At 73.7% G+C, this 16,726-nt stretch carries 16 protein-coding genes; 5 read left to right on the forward strand and 11 right to left on the reverse strand.

Annotated elements, in window-relative coordinates:
* Positions 1 to 92: 92 nt before the first annotated feature.
* Entirely contained in the window at positions 93 to 1,259 is a 1,167-nt protein-coding gene (locus tag ABT095_RS09260) for a class I SAM-dependent methyltransferase (RefSeq protein WP_350528692.1), read from the forward strand.
* On the opposite strand, the gene ABT095_RS09265 is transcribed toward ABT095_RS09260, so the two are convergent.
* From ABT095_RS09265 to tsaB, 5 genes are all read right to left on the reverse strand, one after another.
* The gene (locus ABT095_RS09265; protein ID WP_350528693.1) at positions 1,256 to 2,137 is read right to left on the reverse strand and encodes a polysaccharide deacetylase family protein; all 882 of its coding nucleotides are present in this window, start codon (positions 2,135 to 2,137) and stop codon (positions 1,256 to 1,258) included. The genes ABT095_RS09260 and ABT095_RS09265 overlap by 4 nt on opposite strands.
* Before the next feature lie 64 nt (positions 2,138 to 2,201).
* A complete protein-coding gene (locus ABT095_RS09270; RefSeq protein ID WP_502884840.1) occupies positions 2,202 to 2,465 on the reverse strand; it encodes a hypothetical protein in 264 nt (87 codons plus the stop codon).
* Positions 2,462 to 3,544, reverse strand: coding sequence for a tRNA (adenosine(37)-N6)-threonylcarbamoyltransferase complex transferase subunit TsaD (gene tsaD / locus ABT095_RS09275; RefSeq protein ID WP_350528694.1), 1,083 nt, complete (start codon positions 3,542 to 3,544; stop codon positions 2,462 to 2,464). Before tsaD ends, ABT095_RS09270 begins: the two co-directional genes overlap by 4 nt.
* On the reverse strand, positions 3,537 to 4,007 hold the full coding sequence (gene rimI, locus ABT095_RS09280) for a ribosomal protein S18-alanine N-acetyltransferase (RefSeq protein ID WP_350528717.1): 471 nt from the start codon (positions 4,005 to 4,007) through the stop codon (positions 3,537 to 3,539). The genes tsaD and rimI overlap by 8 nt, the downstream gene beginning before the upstream one ends.
* Positions 4,008 to 4,027: 20 nt before the next feature.
* A complete protein-coding gene (tsaB, locus tag ABT095_RS09285; RefSeq protein WP_350528695.1) occupies positions 4,028 to 4,681 on the reverse strand; it encodes a tRNA (adenosine(37)-N6)-threonylcarbamoyltransferase complex dimerization subunit type 1 TsaB in 654 nt (217 codons plus the stop codon).
* Between the two features lie 134 nt (positions 4,682 to 4,815).
* Here tsaB and ABT095_RS09290 point away from each other — a divergent pair, with 134 nt between their 5' ends.
* The gene (locus ABT095_RS09290) at positions 4,816 to 5,379 is read left to right on the forward strand and encodes a hypothetical protein (RefSeq protein ID WP_350528696.1); all 564 of its coding nucleotides are present in this window, start codon (positions 4,816 to 4,818) and stop codon (positions 5,377 to 5,379) included.
* Positions 5,380 to 5,693: 314 nt separating this feature from the next.
* Here ABT095_RS09290 and tsaE read toward each other — a convergent pair whose 3' ends face one another.
* Positions 5,694 to 6,197 (reverse strand): tRNA (adenosine(37)-N6)-threonylcarbamoyltransferase complex ATPase subunit type 1 TsaE, encoded by a 504-nt coding sequence (gene tsaE, locus ABT095_RS09295; protein ID WP_350528697.1) that lies wholly within the window; start codon positions 6,195 to 6,197, stop codon positions 5,694 to 5,696.
* Positions 6,198 to 6,405: 208 nt separating this feature from the next.
* Here tsaE and ABT095_RS09300 point away from each other — a divergent pair, with 208 nt between their 5' ends.
* Positions 6,406 to 8,532: a PIG-L family deacetylase gene (locus ABT095_RS09300; RefSeq protein ID WP_350528698.1), complete on the forward strand. Its 2,127-nt coding sequence runs from the start codon at positions 6,406 to 6,408 to the stop codon at positions 8,530 to 8,532.
* Here the strand turns inward: ABT095_RS09300 and ABT095_RS09305 are convergent.
* The 4 genes from ABT095_RS09305 to ABT095_RS09320 form a co-directional block, all read right to left on the reverse strand.
* Positions 8,519 to 9,832: an alpha/beta fold hydrolase gene (locus tag ABT095_RS09305; RefSeq protein ID WP_350528699.1), complete on the reverse strand. Its 1,314-nt coding sequence runs from the start codon at positions 9,830 to 9,832 to the stop codon at positions 8,519 to 8,521. The genes ABT095_RS09300 and ABT095_RS09305 overlap by 14 nt on opposite strands.
* 16 nt (positions 9,833 to 9,848) lie before the next feature.
* Entirely contained in the window at positions 9,849 to 11,033 is a 1,185-nt protein-coding gene (alr, locus tag ABT095_RS09310; protein ID WP_350528700.1) for an alanine racemase, read from the reverse strand.
* 91 nt (positions 11,034 to 11,124) lie between these two features.
* On the reverse strand, positions 11,125 to 12,561 hold the full coding sequence (locus tag ABT095_RS09315; protein ID WP_350528701.1) for an NAD(P)H-hydrate dehydratase: 1,437 nt from the start codon (positions 12,559 to 12,561) through the stop codon (positions 11,125 to 11,127).
* Positions 12,562 to 12,571: 10 nt separating this feature from the next.
* Positions 12,572 to 12,940, reverse strand: a complete 369-nt coding sequence (locus ABT095_RS09320; protein ID WP_350528702.1) for a holo-ACP synthase — start codon at positions 12,938 to 12,940, stop codon at positions 12,572 to 12,574.
* 140 nt (positions 12,941 to 13,080) lie between these two features.
* Between ABT095_RS09320 and ABT095_RS09325 the strand changes: the two genes are divergently transcribed.
* Complete coding sequence (locus tag ABT095_RS09325) at positions 13,081 to 13,632, forward strand: Uma2 family endonuclease (protein ID WP_350528718.1); 552 nt, start codon at positions 13,081 to 13,083, stop codon at positions 13,630 to 13,632.
* 40 nt (positions 13,633 to 13,672) lie between these two features.
* Here the strand turns inward: ABT095_RS09325 and glmS are convergent, their stop codons facing one another.
* Positions 13,673 to 15,529 carry a glutamine--fructose-6-phosphate transaminase (isomerizing) gene (gene glmS, locus ABT095_RS09330; RefSeq protein WP_350528703.1) on the reverse strand — a complete coding sequence of 619 codons (1,857 nt, stop codon included), beginning with the start codon at positions 15,527 to 15,529 and terminating at the stop codon, positions 13,673 to 13,675.
* Between the two features lie 99 nt (positions 15,530 to 15,628).
* On the opposite strand from glmS, the gene coaA reads away from it, so the two are divergent.
* On the forward strand, positions 15,629 to 16,618 hold the full coding sequence (gene coaA, locus ABT095_RS09335; RefSeq protein ID WP_350528704.1) for a type I pantothenate kinase: 990 nt from the start codon (positions 15,629 to 15,631) through the stop codon (positions 16,616 to 16,618).
* Positions 16,619 to 16,726 lie beyond the last annotated feature (108 nt).

Genomic DNA, 16,726 nt, shown 5'->3' on the forward strand with positions numbered 1-16,726 from the left:
GGAGTGCCAGGAACGACCATAGGGCGCGGTTAGCACTCAGTCAACCAGAGTGCCAACGGCGCGCCCGTTTCGCTTCCGGCGACAATGGGCGCGTGGAGATCGAACCGTTCCGGGCCCTGCTGACCGACCAGGGGCAGCGCCTCCTTGCCGAGCTGCGTGACTTCGACCCCGGGCAGGAGCTGGCGCTGGCCACCCGGCTGCGGCGCGAGCACCCGGCCGAGCTGGTCTCCGCCGCGCTCGCCCAGGCCCGGCTGCGCCAGCGTGCCGCCGCGAAGTTCGGCGCGGACGCCGCCGCGATGTACTTCACCCCGAACGGCGTCGAGCAGGCCACCCGGCGCTCGGTGGCCGAGTGGCGCGCGCGGCGGTTCGGCGCGCTCGGGGTGAAGCGTCTGGCCGACCTGTGCTGCGGGATCGGCGGCGACGCGATCGCGCTGGCCCGCGCCGGGGTCGCCGTGCTCGCCGTCGACCGCGACCCGCTGACCTGCGCCGTGGCCGAGGCCAACGCGGCGGCCCTCGGCCTGTCGGAGCTGATCGAGGTCCGCGAGGCGGACGTCACGGAGGTCGACGTCACCGGCTACGACGCCGTCTTCACCGACCCGGCCCGCCGCACCGGCCGGGGCCGGGTCTTCGACCCCGAGGCGTACTCGCCGCCGCTCTCCTGGGCCCTGGCGGCCGCCCGCCGCACCCCGTACGGCGCCCTCAAGGTGGCCCCCGGCATCCCGCACGAGGCCGTGCCCCAGGAGGCCGAGGCCGAGTGGGTCTCCGACCACGGCGAGGTCAAGGAGGCCGTCATCTGGTTCGGCACCGACGCGCCGGGCCGGTACCGGGCCACCCTGCTGCCCGGCCCGCACACCCTGGCGGGCGGCACCCGGCCCGACCCCGAGCCCGGCCCGGTCGGCCGCTACCTGTACGAGCCGGACGGCGCCGCCATCCGGGCCCGGCTGCTGCCGGAGATCGCCGAGACGGTCGGCGGCCGGCTGATCGACCCGATGATCGCCTACCTGACCTCCGACCGGCTGGTGCCGACCCCGCTCGCGCACGCCTACGAGCTCACCGACGTGCTCCCGTACAACGTCAAGAAGCTCAAGGCGCTGCTGCGCGAGCGGCAGGTCGGCACGGTCGTCATCAAGAAGCGCGGCATCGGCGTCACCCCCGAGGAGCTGCGCCGCCAGCTCAAGCCGAGCGGGCCGAACACGGTGACGGTGATTCTGAGCCGCCTCGGCAACGGCCACCTCATGATGCTCGGTCAGCCCGCCTAGGGGGCCTGGATGTAGTCCTCCAGGCGCGCCACGGCGAAGCCCTGCTCCTGGATGCGGGCGAGCAGTTCGCCGAACATCGCCGTCATGGTCTCGCCCTTGAGGTCCTTCGGGCCGCGGAAGTGGGCCAGGATGATGTCGCCGGGCTTCAGCTTCTTGTCGGCCGCCTGGTACTGCATGTCGTGGATCTGCATCGACTCGCGCCAGAGCACGATCGCCCGCGGGCCGCACTCCTGCACCGAGGTGTTGAGCTGCGCGGTGTTGGCGCCGTCGCCGTACGGCGGGCGGAAGAGCAGCGGCGGGGTGCCGTACTGCTGGGTGAGCGCGGTCTGGTCGTCGCAGACCTCGCTCTTCGACTTCGCCGCCGAGACCTTGCTCATCTGCGGGTGGTCCACGGTGTGGTTCTGGATGTGGTTGCCGAGGGCCTGCAGCGGCTTGAAGTAGCCGTAGTTCTCCTTGACGATGTCCTTGGTCAGGAACATCGAGATCGGCACCTTGAGGTCCGTCAGCATCTCGACGAACTTCGGGTCCTTCTCGGCGCCGTCGTCGATCGTCACGAAGACGACCTTGTCCTTCGTCGGCACATCGCTGAAGACCGGCACCTGGCCGGTCTTCGCCAGCTTGACCGGCTTGTCCGCGGGCGCCGCCGGGGCGGGCGCCAGCGGCTGCAGGCCCCACTTCTTCCAGGCCGCCGCCGAGGCGGCGCCGTCGGCGCCGGGGGCCGAGCTCTGGGCCGGCGCGGCGGTCGTGGGCGCGGCACCGGCCTGGGTGGCGGGCGGCGCCGAGACCGCACTCGACGCACTGCTCCCGCTGCCGCAGGCGGTGGTGGTCACCAGCAGGGCCAGGGCCCCCACGGCGTACGTCTTCATCCTGCGGTTCACGGTTCTCCCAGCATCCGTCCGGCCGACTCTCAGCCGGACAGACGCTACCGGGTGGCCGTGCGGTTCATTCGACGTGCTCGCTGGTGAAGCTCCAGCGGTGCACCGGCCGGGCGAGCAGCGCGGCCGGCGGTTCGGGCAGGGCCAGCGGCTCGCCGGCCCACCAGGTGACCACCAGCACGCGCTCGCCGGGCGCCGTGAACAGCTCGGACCGCTGCAGACCGGCCGCCCCGCGCACGGCGGGGACGGCCACCTCGAGCGCCCAGGCGTGCAGGTCGGCCCCGCGCCCCTCGGCGGCCTTGGCCTCCCACATCGCGGCGGTGATGGTCACCGCAGCGCGTCCTGCGCGGCCGCGTGCACGTCGACATGCCCGGGCACGGAGACCTCGGTGACCGGCAGCGAGGAGTCCGCCGACAGGTCGAAGCTCGAGGGTGCGCGGTCGCGCCAGACCATCTCGGCGCCGAGCGCGGCCACCATCGCGCCGTTGTCGGTGCACAGGCCCGGGCGCGGCACCCGCAGCACGATGCCGGCCTTGTCGCAGCGCTGCTGGGCCATCTCCCGCAGCCGGGAGTTGGCGGCGACGCCGCCGCCGATCATCAGGTGGTCGACGTCGTTGGCCAGGCAGGCCTTGATCGCCTTGCGGGTCAGCACATCGGTGACGGCCTCCTGGAAGGACGCGGCGACGTCGGCGATCGGCACCTCCTCGCCCGCCCGGCGCTTGGCCTCGACCCAGCGGGCCACGGCGGTCTTCAGGCCGGAGAAGGAGAAGTCGAACTCCGGGTCCTTCGGGCCGCTCAGGCCGCGCGGGAACCTGATCGCCTTCGGGTCGCCCTCGCGGGCCCTGCGGTCGACCACCGGGCCGCCGGGGAAGCCCAGGCCGAGCACCCGGGCGACCTTGTCGAAGGCCTCGCCCGCCGCGTCGTCGATGGTCGCGCCCAGCGGGCGGACGTCGGTGGTGATGTCGGCGCTGAGCAGCAGCGAGGAGTGCCCGCCGGAGACCAGCAGCGCCATGGTCGGCTCGGGCAGCCGCCCGTGCTCCAGCTGGTCCACGCAGATGTGCGAGGCCAGGTGGTTCACCCCGTACAGCGGCTTGCCGAGCGCCCAGGCGTACGCCTTCGCCGCGCTCACCCCGACCAGCAGGGCGCCCGCGAGGCCGGGCCCGGCGGTCACGGCGATGCCGTCCAGGTCGCTCGCCTTGATCCCGGCGGTGTCCAGGGCGCGCTGGATGGTGGGGACCATCTCCTCCAGGTGCGCGCGGCTGGCGATCTCGGGCACCACACCGCCGTAGCGGGCGTGGTCGTTGACGCTGGAGGCCACCGCGTCGGCGAGCAGGGTGGTGCCGCGGACGATGCCGACGCCGGTCTCGTCGCAGGAGGTCTCGATGCCGAGGACGAGCGGTTCGTCAGCCATGGCGGGGGTCCTTCAGGTCGGGTGCGGGGTGTTCCAGACGCATGACGAGTGCGTCCACGTCGGCGGGCTGGTAGTAGCCGGGGCGGATGCCGATGGTCTCGAAGCCGAAGCGCTCGTAGAGCCGCTGCGCGCGCGGGTTGTCGGCCCTCACCTCGAGCAGCACCTCTTCGCAGCCCCGGCGGGCCGCCTCGGTGACCAGGTCGGTGAGCAGCGCGGCGCCCAGGCCCGCGCCCTGCCGGCCCTCGGCCACGGCGATGGTCTGCACGTCGCTCTCGACGCCGACCGCCATCAGCCCGGCGTAGCCGGCCAGCTCGCCGTCGGCCGTCTCGGCCACGGTGTAGTGCCGGGTGCCGCCGGGGTGGGCCTCGGCCAGCTCGGACCAGAACATCCCGTGCGACCAGGCGTCCTCGGGGAAGAGCTTCAGCTCCAGCTCCATCACCGGCTCGATGTCCCACCAGCGCATCGGCCGCAGACGCACCCCGCTCACGCGGGCAGCACCGCCTTGTAGCCAGCCGGCACCTGGGCGTCGGGGCGCCGCAGGTAGAGCGGCCGGTTCGGCAGCAGCTCGCGGCCGGCGGCCAGCTCGCAGGCGGCGAAGTCGGCCAGCGCCCCGGCCGAGACGTGCTCGGGCCCGTGCGCGCCAGGGAAGGTCTCGGGGTAGAGCAGCGCCCCGGCGCCCACCGACTGCGCCTCGGGGGTCAGCTCGGCCGGGCGGTGCACGTCGGGGCCGGCGGTGCGGCGGCCCTCGGCGTCGTAGGAGGCCCAGTAGACCTCCTTGCGCCGCGCGTCGGTGGCCACCGTGAACGGGCCGCTCACGCCCTCCTGGCGGGCCTGGTGCGCGATGGCGTCCAGGGTGCAGACGCCGTGCACGGGCAGGCCGAGGGCGTGGCCGAGCGCGGCGGCGGTGACCAGGCCGACCCGCAGGCCGGTGTACGGGCCGGGGCCGACGCCGACGGCGATGGCCGTCAGGTCGTGCTTGTCCACCCCCGCCTGCTTCAGCACCTGGTCGACGGTGGGCAGCAGCAGCTCCCCGTGCCGTCTGGCGTCCACCTCGTAGAGCTCGGCGAGGATGGCCGTGCCGTCGTGGACGGCGGCCGTGACGGCGGGGGTAGCGGTGTCGAACGCGAGCAGCAGCACGGGGTCAAGGTTAGTGGCTCGGCGGGCTTCGGCTTTTCCTCCGAGTTCGGAACACACGTACCAAGCGGTCCTTGGCGCGGCGGTGGACCTGGCACGATGGGCGGCGTAGAGCGGATCGAGCGGTGGGAGCGCACGTGGCGAGGACGCGTCCGGGAGTGGTGGTCACCGGCCTGACGGCGGGTGCGCTGGCCGTGGTGGCCCTGCTGGCCGTCCAGGCCAACGGCACCGAGACGAAGGCCGCCGCAAAGCCCGCGGCGAGCGCCGGCCCCGCCGCCCCGTCCCCGAGCGCCTCCCCCAGCCCGAGCCTGGCCGCCCTCCCGCCGTCCTCCGGCTCGGGCCGTCGCGTCGTCTACTCGACCGCCACCCACCAGGTCTGGCTGGTCGACCCGAAGAAGACCCCGCCCGTCCAGGCCACCTTCAAGGTCACCCCCGGCACGGTCGACCCCGCCCCGGGCACCTACACCGTCTACGGCCGCAGCGCCGCCGGCAACGGCACGGACGGCCTCCCCATCGAGCACGTCGTCCGCTTCGCCCAGCAGTCCGGCACCGTCTTCGGCTTCAGCGCCGCCACCGCCGACGCGGCCCCCTCCCCGGAGGCCACCCCCAGGAAGACCGGCGGCATCCGCAGCACCCGCCCCGACGGCCAACTCCTCTGGGACTTCGCCCCGAACGGGACCAGGGTCACCGTGGTCGGCTGACCTCCACCCCGCAGGGGCGCGAGGAACCGCGCGGCCGACCCCCACCATCCCGCACTGTCACTCAGCGAGCTGCACTGTCCGGGGGCGCGGGGAACTGCGCGCAGCGGCAGGCCGCAGGCCGTCGCCTTCCGACTTCGCGCAGTTCCCCGCGCCGCTGGTGGTGCCTGGCGGGGTCGAGATCGCAGCAGCCGCCGCACACGCGGCCAATACCGCCCGGACGCTCGGGTCAGTGCTCGTCATGGCGCTCCCTAGTTAGGTATACCTAACTTCCGGCGCCATCCCACCACGCGGCCCCGGAGGCCCGCAATACCTGCCTAGCCTTCACTCAAACCGGTGAGATCCACGCCGTCCCAGCGGGCGCCCAGCCCGGAGACCGTGACCTGGCGCGGGTCGCTGTCGTCCTCCGCTGCCTCGCCGCCGAGCGCCCGCTCGATGCGGACCTCCAGGCGGTCCTCGCTCAGCTGCTCGACCTTGCCCTCGCCCCACTCCACGACGACGACCGACTCCGGCAGCGAGACGTCGAGGTCGAGGTCCTCCATCTCCTCCAGGCCGCCCCCGAGCCGGTAGGCGTCCACGTGGACCAGGGCGGGGCCGCCGCTCAGCGGCGGGTGCACGCGGGCGATCACGAAGGTCGGCGAGGTGACCGCGCCCCGGACGTCCAGGCCCACGCCGAGACCCCTGGTCAGCGTGGTCTTGCCCGCGCCCAGTTCGCCCGAGAGCAGCACCAGGTCCCCGGGCCGCAACAGCCCGGCCAGCTCTCGCCCGAGCCGGTTCATCCGCTCGGGGGTCTCGACGATGACGGTGGTCCGGTTACCCATGGGGGACAGCGTACGGGGCCCGGCGCCCCCTCCGGTCAGCCCGATCGCCGGACCGGGACCGGTATTGTGCAACCAATTCGTATGACAGAACGACATCTCATACGGATTGACATCTGACAGAGCGGCAGCAAGCGGGGACCCCGGGTTGCCGGTGGAACTGCGGGGGCACTGCGTGGATCGGACCTGGACACCCGGGAAGCGGCGGCGGATGACCAGGCGGGCGTTGATCGCCACCTGGACCACCGCCGTCGCGGCCACCAGCGTGGCGGCCGTCCGCTCCGTCCTCCCCGGCGACCCGCCGGCCGCCGCCCCGACGCCCTCCGCCACCCCCACCTCGGCCGCCCCGCCGCAGCCGCCGGTGCCCGCCGAGGACTGGAACGGCAGCTACCTGCAGATCATCGCCCACCCCGACGACGACCTGTACTTCATGAACCCGCCCATCCAGCGGTCGATCGCCAAGGGCGCCCCCGTCGTCACCGTGGTGATCACCGCCGCCGAGGCCGACGGCCGCAACGCCGACGCCGACAACTCCTCGGCGAACGTGGCGAGCGACCGCCCCGGCTATACCGAGGCCAGACACAACGGTCTGCGCTCGGCGTACGCGCTGATGGCGACCGGCAACGCGGGCGCCCAGTGGCGGCGCGAGGTGGTCAAGCTGACCGGCGGCGCCCTGGTCGAGCTGAACACCCTGGCGCAGAAGCCGGCCGTCCAGCTCTACTTCTTCAACCTCGCGCAGAACCTGCGGGGCATCGACCAGACCGCCGACAGCACCCAGGTCCGGCTGCGCAACCTCTGGTCGGGGGACGTCAGCGCCGAATCCACCCTCCCCGGCACCGGGGCCCCAATCAGCCAGCCGCAGGACTTCACCAGGGACCAGCTCACCGGCTGCCTGCTCGACCTGCTCAAGAAGCACCGCCCGACGGTGGTCCGCACCCTGGACCCGGACCCGGAGCACGACCCCACCCAGCCGCCGATCACCTCCGGCGACCACATCGACCACACGGCCACGGCCCAGTTCGCCATCGCCGCGCTGCAGGAGTACGCCTCCGCCGGGGGCGCCCAGCCCGTGGTGGAGTACTACCGGGGCTACAGCAGCAAGTACTGGCCGCCGAACATCAGCCGCCGGGCCGTCGACGAGAAGCGCGACTACCTGATGCCGTACGCCGGCCTGAACGTCGGCGCCTGCCCCGCGCACAACTGCGGGGACTACCAGATCGGCCAGGACCCGTCGAAGACCACCCACATCGTCAGCACCGCCTACCGGCACACGCCGACCACCAACTGGCTGGTCAACGACGGCGTCGGCCGCCTGCACGCCTTCGCCGCGATCGGCGGGCGGGTCGCGCACTGGGCCGAGCAGACCCCCGGCAGCTCGCTCTGGCGGGCCGTCGAGTACCTGCCCACCACCTCCTGGCGGCTGCCGCACGTGGAGGTCCTGCTCGACGCCAAGGGCCTGATCCACCTCTTCGCCCTGCGCCGTACCTTCGGCGACCACGGCACCGTGGGCATGGAGGTGGTGCACACCTACCAGCAGAAGCTCGACGGCCCGTTCGTCGCCTGGGAGTCGCTGGACAACCCCGACGCCGGCAACTCCGACCACCGCGTGCGCCGCGAGCTCGGCGGCCCGGTGGCGGCCTTCGACCAGGCCGGCACGCTGCACGTCTTCGCCCGCGACTACGACCACAACCTCAGCCACGCCTCCCAGCCCGCCGGCGGCAAGTGGAGCGGCTGGGAGACGGTCGGCACGGGCCCGTTCCAGGACGCCCCGACGGCGTGCACCACCCGCTCCGGCGCCCTGAACGTCTTCGCCCCGGACGCGACCGGGCTGCAGTGGCTGCGCCAGGACACGCCGGGCGGGCCGTTCCGGCAGACCAAGGTCAGCACCGCCGGAGCCGTCGCCGGGGCGGTCACGCCCGTGGAGTCGGCCGAGGGGCAGCTGACGCTCTACTACCGCGAGGGCGGCTCCGGGGCCGTGATGGCGCTCGCGATGCCCGCCCGGCAAGGCGCGGCCCAGGCCCGTCCGGTCCGGCTGGGGGGCCGCGAGGGCACCGGCGAGATCGCCGCCCTGCCCGCCCGCTCCGGCGACGGGGACAACCTGATCCTGCACCGCAACGGCGACGGCACCCTCACCGGCGCGCTCACCCCGCCCGTCCCCCGCCCCGCGCCCGACTGGAACGACACCGGCGGCCCGCTGGTCTTCGCCCCCGCCCTGGCCCGCGACCACTCGGGCAAGGTCGTCGCCGCCGTCCTCGGCGTGGACGGCCACCTGCACATCGCCCGCCAGCAGAGCACCGACCCCGTCGCCAAGCTCAGCGGCTGGGTCACCCTGCAGTGACGGTCCCGCCGGCCAGCCGCTGCACCGCGTCGGGCAGCGGCGCCGCCCCGGCGTGGTCGGCGGCCCGGCGCAGCAGCCCGGCCAGCTTCCGGTCGACCAGCTCGGGCTGCTCCAGCATCACCAGGTGGCCGGCGTCGGGCACCAGGCAGAGCTCGGCCCCGGGCAGCGCCCGGGCGATCGTCTCGCTGTGCTCGGGCGGGGTCAGCAAGTCCTTCGTCCCGGCCAGGACCAGGGTCGGCACCCCCGTCAGGGCGGCCAGCGCGGCCTTCTTCTCGTGGGCGCCGAAGGCCGGGTAGAACTCGGCGACCACGTCGATCGGGGTGGCGTCGAGCAGCTGCTCGGCGAAGCGGGCGACCCCCGGGTCCACGTCCGGGCTGCCGAAGGAGAACCGGCGGTAGAACATCCCGATCACGTCCGAGCCCAGCCGCTTGCCGGCCTCGACCAGCTCCACCTGCCGCCCGAGCATCCGCACCACCCCGGGCGCCACCCGGCGCAGCAGCTTGGCCCCGGCGGCGGGCAGGCCGAGCGTGACGGTGTTCCAGTCCCCCGCCAGGGTGCCGATCAGCGCGACCCCGGCCACCCGCCCGCCGGAGGAGACCGGGCGGAACAGCTCCGGGTGCTGGTCGGCCAGCGCCATCACCGTCATACCGCCCATCGAGTGCCCGACCAGCACCAGCGGCCCCTCCGGCGCCACCGCGTCGATGACGGCCTTGAGGTCCCCGCCCAGCTGGTCGATGCTCGCGGGCTCCCCCAGCAGGTACGAGCGGGAGCGCTCCGACCGGCCGTGGCTGCGCTGGTCCCAGAAGACCAGCCGCATGCCCTCGCGCAGCGCGGCGCGCTGGAAGTGCCAGCTGTCCTGGCTTAGGCAGTAGCCGTGGCAGAACACCACGGTCAGCGGCTCGGGCCGCTCCGGCGGCGCCCCGCCGAACATCCGGGTCAGGGTGCCGGAGCCGGCCGGCGACCCGGCGCCGCCCGCCGGGCCCTCGCCCCGGAGCCGGCCGAACCAGCCGCGCCGCGGCGGGCCCTCCTCCGGCTGCTCCTGCCCGCCCTGCCCGGGCCAGCCGGTGCCGTCCAGCTCCACCGCGAGCGCGGTGCCGTCGGGGGCCGCGACCGTCCGGGGCCGCCCGCGCAGCGAGCCGTAGCCGGCACCGGCGTCCAGCTCCTCCTGGGCCCGCCGACGCGTGGTCCGGCCGAAGGCCAGCCGTTCGACGGCCACTCCGGCGGCCGCTCCGGCGGCCAGTACCCCGACCGAGATGCCGATCAGCCCGGCCCGGCTCACCCCGGGCTGGTCCTCGCTCATCCCCGGCCCCGGCGGCTCACAGCGCGCTGCCGCCGAAGTACCGGCGGGGCACCCGGGCGCCGATCCGGGTCACGATCTCGTACGAGATGGTGCCGCAGGCCACACCCCAGTCCTCCGCGGTGGGCTCGCCGTGCTCGCCGCTGCCGAACAGCAGCACTTCCTCGCCGACCTCGGGGGTGTCCCCCTCCAGGTCGACGACGAACTGGTCCATCGCCACCCGCCCGGCCACCCGCCGCCACCGGCCCGCCACCAGCACCGGGCCGGTGCCGCTCGCGTGGCGCGGAATGCCGTCGGCGTACCCGACCGGCACCAGGCCGAGCGTGGTCTCGCGCGGCGTCGTGTAGTGGTGCCCGTAGCTGACCCCGTGGCCGCCGGGCACCCGCTTGACCAGTGCCAGCCGGGCGGTCAGCGACATCACCGGGCGCAGCCCGTAGTCCGCCGGCCCGCCCAGCTGCGGCACGGGCGAGAGCCCGTACATCGCCAGGCCCGTGCGGACCAGGTCGTAGTGCGACTGCGGCAGCGTCAGGGTGGCCGGGGAGTTCGCCAGGTGCCGCACCTCGGGGCGCACGCCCGCCCACTCGGCGTGCTCCAGCGCGGCGGTGAAACCGTCCAGCTGGGCCTGGATCGAGGGATGGCCGGGCTCGTCCGCGGCGGCGAAGTGCGACCACAGGCCGACCACCTGGAGCAGGCCCTCCGCCTGGGCGCGCAGCGCGGCGGCCACCAGCTCGGGCCAGTCGTGCGGCTGGCAGCCGTTGCGGCCCAGGCCGGTGTCCGCCTTGAGGTGCACCCGGCCCGGCACGCCCGTCTCCCGGACGGCGGCCACCAGCTCCTCCAGCGCCCACAGCCCGCTCACCGAGATGTCCACCTGGGCCCGCAGCGCCTCGGCCCACGGGCCGCCCGGCGTCCACAGCCAGCACAGGATCCGCGCCCGCTCCGGCCCGATCCCGGCCGCCCGCAGCGCGAGCGCCTCCTCCGGCGTGGCCGTCCCCAGCCACCGGACGCCGGCCGCGAGCGCCTCCAGGGCGCACCGAAGACCGCCGTGGCCGTAGGCGTCCGACTTGACCACGGCCATCAGCGCGGCGGCCCCGGTACGGGCGTCCAGCGCCGCGAGGTTGTCGCGCAGGGCGCCCAGATCAATGGCAGCCTCCGCGCGGACCCCTTCGGTGAGCAGGGCCGTCCCGGTCGTCTTCGCAGTCGTCATCGCGTATCAGTCTTTCACAGGACAGAAGCCACCTCTTGGAACGAGCAGCCCGCACCGTCAGGGGCGCGGGGACTGCGCGCCGCGGCAGGCCTCAGTCCGTCACCTCGGACAGCGCAACCGACCGCCAGGCGGCCGGGAGAGCCTCCGCCACGTCCAGCGCGGTGACCGGGACTCCCCGTCCGGCCGCCTCCCGCCCCGCGAGCCCGTGCAGGTACGCCGCCACCGAGGCCGCGTCGAACGGCGTCAGCCCCGCCGCGAGGAGTGAACCCGCCAGGCCCGCCAGGACGTCCCCGCTGCCCGCCGTCGCCAGCCAGGAGGTGCCGGTGGTGTTCACGCGGCACCGCCCGCCCGGCTCGGCCACCACCGTGGTCGAGCCCTTCAGCAGCGCCACCGTCTGGTACCGCGCCGCCAGCCGCCGGGCCGTGGCGATCCGGGCGGCCGCCAGCTCCGCCGCGGGCGGCGGACCGTCCGGGCCCGCGAGCAGCCGCGCCGCCTCCCCCGTGTGCGGCGTGAGCACGGCCGCCCGGCCGTAGCCGCCCCGGGCCAGCTCGGTCAGCCCGTCCGCGTCGACCAGCACCGGCGCCCCGCTGCCCAGCGCCTCCCCCAGCACGCCGCCCACCGCCGAGCCCGAGCCCGGCCCGACCACCCAGGCCTGCACCCGCCCGGCCCCGGCCGGGCCGCCACCCTGCACCAACGCCTCCGGATGCCGCCGCACCACCTCCTCGGCGGCCGACCCCACGTACCGCACGGCCCCCGCCCCGCCCCGCAGCGCCCCGGCCACCGCCAGCACCGCCGCCCCGGGGTAGCGCGCCGACCCGGCCGCCACCCCGACCACGCCGCGCCGGTACTTGTCGCTCTCCGCCCCGGGCAGCGGCAGCAGCGCCGCGACGTCCGCGTGCTGCAGCGCCTCCACCGGCGCCGGGCCCATCCTCAGCCCGATGCCCACCAGATGCACCACCCCGGCGTACCCGGCGCCCGGATCGGTGAACAGCCCCGGCTTGTACGCCCCGAAACACACCGTCACATCCGCCCGCAGCGCAGCGCCCGGCACCTCGCCGGTGTCGGCGTCCACCCCGCTCGGCAGGTCGACGGCCACCACCGGGCCGCGCCGCGCCATCCCCGCGTACGCCTGCGCCGACGGCCGCAGACCGCCCCGGCCGCCGATCCCGACGATCCCGTCAAGGACCAGGTCGGCCCGCCCGAACTCCCCCTGGTCGGCCGTCACCCGGCCCCCGGCCGCCAGCAGCTCGGCCAGGCCGCCCGCATGCGCGCGCTCGGGTGCGAGCAGCAGCGCCCGTACGGACGCCCCCCGCCGGGCCAGCCGCGCGCCCGCGTACAGCGCGTCGCCCCCGTTGTCCCCGCTCCCCGCGAGCACCAGCACCCGGCTGCCGTACACCTTCGGCAGCAGCTTCACGCAGACGGCCGCCAGCCCGGCGGCGGCCCGCTGCATCAACGTGCCCTCCGGCAGCCGCGCCATCAATGCGCCCTCGGCCGCCCGGATCTCCTCGACGCTGTAAGCCAGCCGCACCGCACACTCCTCAGCCCTCGGCGATCACCACCGCCGACGCTACGCCCGCATCGTGGCTGAGCGACACGTGCCACGACTTCACCCCGAGCAGCGCCGCCCGCTCCGCGACCGTCCCGCTCACCTTGAGCACCGGCCGCCCGCTCTCCTCCTGGCACACCTCGGCATCCGTCCACCGCAGCCCGGGCGGCGCCCCCAGCGCCTTGGCCAGCGCCTCCTTGGCCGCGAACCGCGCTGCCAACGAAGCCACCCCCCGCCGCTGCCCCGACGGCAGCACCATCTCCCCCTCGGTGAACAGCCGCTCCGCCATTCCGGGCGTCCGCTCCAGCGAAGCCCCGAACCGCTCGATCTCCGCGACGTCGATCCCGACCCCGATGATCACTCTGACCTCCAACCGTCGCCCCGGACCTTACGGCACACTTTCGAGTGAGAACCGCTTCGATCCCCTCCGGGTGACGGCCCTGGCGCCTAGCTTGTCGCCTGACAGCAGCCGAACCAGGAGGGAGAAGGGCCTTGGTCGCCATGCCAGCCGTCGAGCACCCCCTGAGCACCGAGGACGAGCTCCTCAGGGCGTTTCTGGAGCTGGAGACCCCACTGGGGTTCAAGGCAGAGCTCATCGAAGGGGAGATCGTCGTGACCCCACCGCCGGACGGCAACCACGAGGACGTGATCGCGAGCTTCGCCTGGGCGATTGCCCGCGAGGCAACCGAGAAGCTGTACCTCAGCGGCGGGAAGGGACTGATCACTCCTGGCGGGCGCTTCATTCCCGACGGCACGGTGGCCCCGGTCGGGCACTTCCGCGCGCAGGAGTCCTGGGCAGATCCGTCCGGCGTGGCCCTGGTCCTGGAGGTGACCTCCACCAACCCGGCCAAGGACCGCGAGGCCAAGCGACGCGGCTACGCGGCCGCCGAGATCCCCTGCTATCTGCTGATCGACCGGACCAAAGGCGAGGCGGTGCTGTTCAGCGCCCCGGAGAAGGGCGACTACACCGTCTCCACCCGCGTCGCCTTCGGCAAGCCGCTCGACCTGCCCGCGCCGTTCTCCTTCACCCTCGACACCGGCCCCCTGGCGTAACCAACACGCCAGGGGGCCGAAGTACGAAGGATCGGACGACTTACTCGACCGTGACCGACTTGGCCAGGTTGCGGGGCTGGTCGACCTCGTGGCCCTTGGCGGTGGCCAGCTCGCAGGCGAAGACCTGGAGGGGGACGGTCGAGACCAGGGGCTGCAGCAGCGTGGGGGTGACCGGGATGCGGATGAGGTGGTCCGCGTACGGGACGACGGCCTCGTCGCCCTCCTCGGCGATCACGATGGTGCGGGCGCCACGGGCCCGGATCTCCTGGATGTTGGAGACGATCTTGTCGTGCAGGATCGAGCGGCCGCGCGGGGACGGCACGACCACGACGACCGGCAGGCCCTCCTCGATCAGGGCGATCGGGCCGTGCTTGAGCTCACCGGCGGCGAAGCCCTCGGCGTGCATGTACGCGAGCTCCTTGAGCTTGAGCGCACCCTCCAGGGCGACCGGGAAGCCCACGTGCCGGCCGAGGAAGAGCACCGACTTGGCGTCGGCCAGCGACTGCGCCAGTTCCCGCACCGGCTCCATGGTCTCCAGCACCTGCTCGATCGCCTTCGGCGCGTCCCCGAGCTCACGGATGATCTCGAAGATCTCGTCGCCCCACTTGGTGCCACGGACCTGGCCCAGGTACAGCGCGACCAGGTAGCAGGCCACCAGCTGGGTCAGGAACGCCTTGGTCGAGGCGACCGCGACCTCCGGACCGGCGTGGGTGTAGAGCACGGCGTCCGACTCACGCGGGATGGTCGAGCCGTTGGTGTTGCAGATCGCCAGCACCTTGGCGCCCTGCTCGCGCGCGTGCCGCAGCGCCATCAGGGTGTCCATGGTCTCGCCGGACTGCGAGATGGCGATGACCAGGGTGCGGGCGTTCATGATCGGGTCGCGGTAGCGGAACTCCGAGGCGACCTCGACCTCGCACGGGATGCGGTTCCAGTGCTCGATCGCGTACTTGGCGATCATGCCCGCGTGGTACGCGGTGCCGCAGGCGATGATGACGACCTTGTCGATCTCGCGCAGGACGGAGTCGTCGATCCGCAGCTCGTCCAGGGTCAGCCGGCCGTCGGTGCCGATCCGGCCGAGCAGGGTGTCGGCGACGGCCTTCGGCTGCTCGGCGATCTCCTTGAGCATGAAGTAGTCGTAGCCGCCCTTCTCGGCGGCCGAGGCGTCCCAGTCCACGTGGTACTCGCGCACCTCGGCGGGGGTGCCGTCGAAGTTGGTGACGGTCACGCCCTCGCGGCGCAGCTCGACGACCTGGTCCTGGCCCAGCTCGACGGCCTCGCGGGTGTACGCGATGAAGGCGGCCACGTCGGAGGCGAGGAAGTTCTCGCCCTCGCCGCGCCCGACCACCAGCGGCGAGTTCCGGCGGGCGCCGACCACCACGTCGGGGGCGTCGGCGTGCACGGCGACCAGGGTGAAGGCGCCGTCCAGCTGGCGGCAGACCACGCGCATGGCCTCGGCCAGGTCACCGGCGTACGCCTCGCCGAGCAGGTGGGCGACGACCTCGGTGTCCGTCTCCGAGCGGAGGGTGTGACCGCGCTCGGCGATCTCGGCCCGCAGCTGGGCGAAGTTCTCGATGATGCCGTTGTGCACCACGGCCACCCGACGGTCGTCGTCCAGGTGGGGGTGGGCGTTGGCGTCGGTCGGACCGCCGTGGGTGGCCCAACGGGTGTGGCCGATGCCGGTGGTGCCCGCCGGGAGAGGGGTCTCGGCGAGGGACTTCTGCAGATTGGCCAGCTTGCCGGCCTTCTTGTCGGTCGCGAGGGCCCACTGCCCGTCGGCGCCTCGGGTCTGCACCGCGACACCGGCCGAGTCATACCCTCGGTACTCGAGTCGCGACAGACCGCTGATCACTACGTCAAGGGCTGAGGATGAGCCCACATAACCTACGATTCCGCACATCTGAGCAGCATAAGCGCCCCCGGGCGACACCCTCACCGCACCGTCGGCCACCCCTAGTGACCGATACCACAGCACCCGGTGCCCACCGGACGGCTCACAATGGAGCACGTGCTGACCGAACTCTGTACGCGGGGCGTCCAGACGCCCTCCCCCTCCCCGTACGTGGATCTGAGCCGAGCCGAGTGGAGCGCCCTGCGCGAACGCACTCCGCTGCCGCTCAGCGCCGAGGAGGTCGAACAGCTCCGCGGCCTGGGCACGGCGCTGGACCTGGACGAGGTGCGTGACGTCTACCTGCCGCTGTCCCGGCTGCTGAACCTGTACATCCACGCCACCCACGAGCTGCGCGGCGCCGTCGGCACCTTCCTGGACACCCAGGACACCGAGCAGACCCGCACCCCCTTCGTGATCGGCGTGGCCGGCTCCGTCGCGGTGGGCAAGTCCACCACCGCCCGCCTGCTGCAGGCCCTGCTGGCCCGCTGGCCCGAGCACCCCCGGGTCGAGCTGGTCACCACCGACGGCTTCCTGCTCCCCAACGCCGAGCTGCGCCGCCGCGGCCTGATGGCCCGCAAGGGCTTCCCCGAGTCGTACGACCGCCGGGCGCTGCTGCGGTTCGTCGCGGACGTGAAGGCGGGCAAGGAGAGCGTCTCCGCCCCGGTCTACTCACACCTGGTCTACGACATCGTCCCGGACGAGCGCCTGGTGGTGGAGCGGCCGGACATCCTGATCGTCGAGGGCCTGAACGTGCTGCAGCCCGCGCTGCCGGGCACCGACGGGCGCACCCGGCTCGCGGTCGCGGACTACTTCGACTTCTCGATCTACGTCGACGCCCGCACCGACGACATCGAGCGCTGGTACCTGGAGCGCTTCCGCAAGCTTCGCGACACGGCCTTCCTCGACCCGAGCTCGTACTTCCGCCGCTTCACCGAAGTGCCGGAGGAGGAGGCCCTGGAGTACGGCCGTCAGGTCTGGCGCACCATCAACAAGCCCAACCTGCTGGAGAACGTCCTCCCCAACCGGGGCCGCGCCAACCTGATCCTGCAGAAGGGCGCCGACCACAAGGTCCGCCGAGCCCTGCTCCGCAAGCTCTAGTCGCACGATCAAGGGGCGCGGGGAACTGCGCTGCCAACCATCCACCTCCGTGGAGGGCTGGCTACGGACCGCGCTGCGGGCCGGGGAGCTCGACCTGGACCAGCTGGC

The organism is Kitasatospora sp. NPDC002227, assembly GCF_040296285.1.
Classification (GTDB): domain Bacteria; phylum Actinomycetota; class Actinomycetes; order Streptomycetales; family Streptomycetaceae; genus Kitasatospora.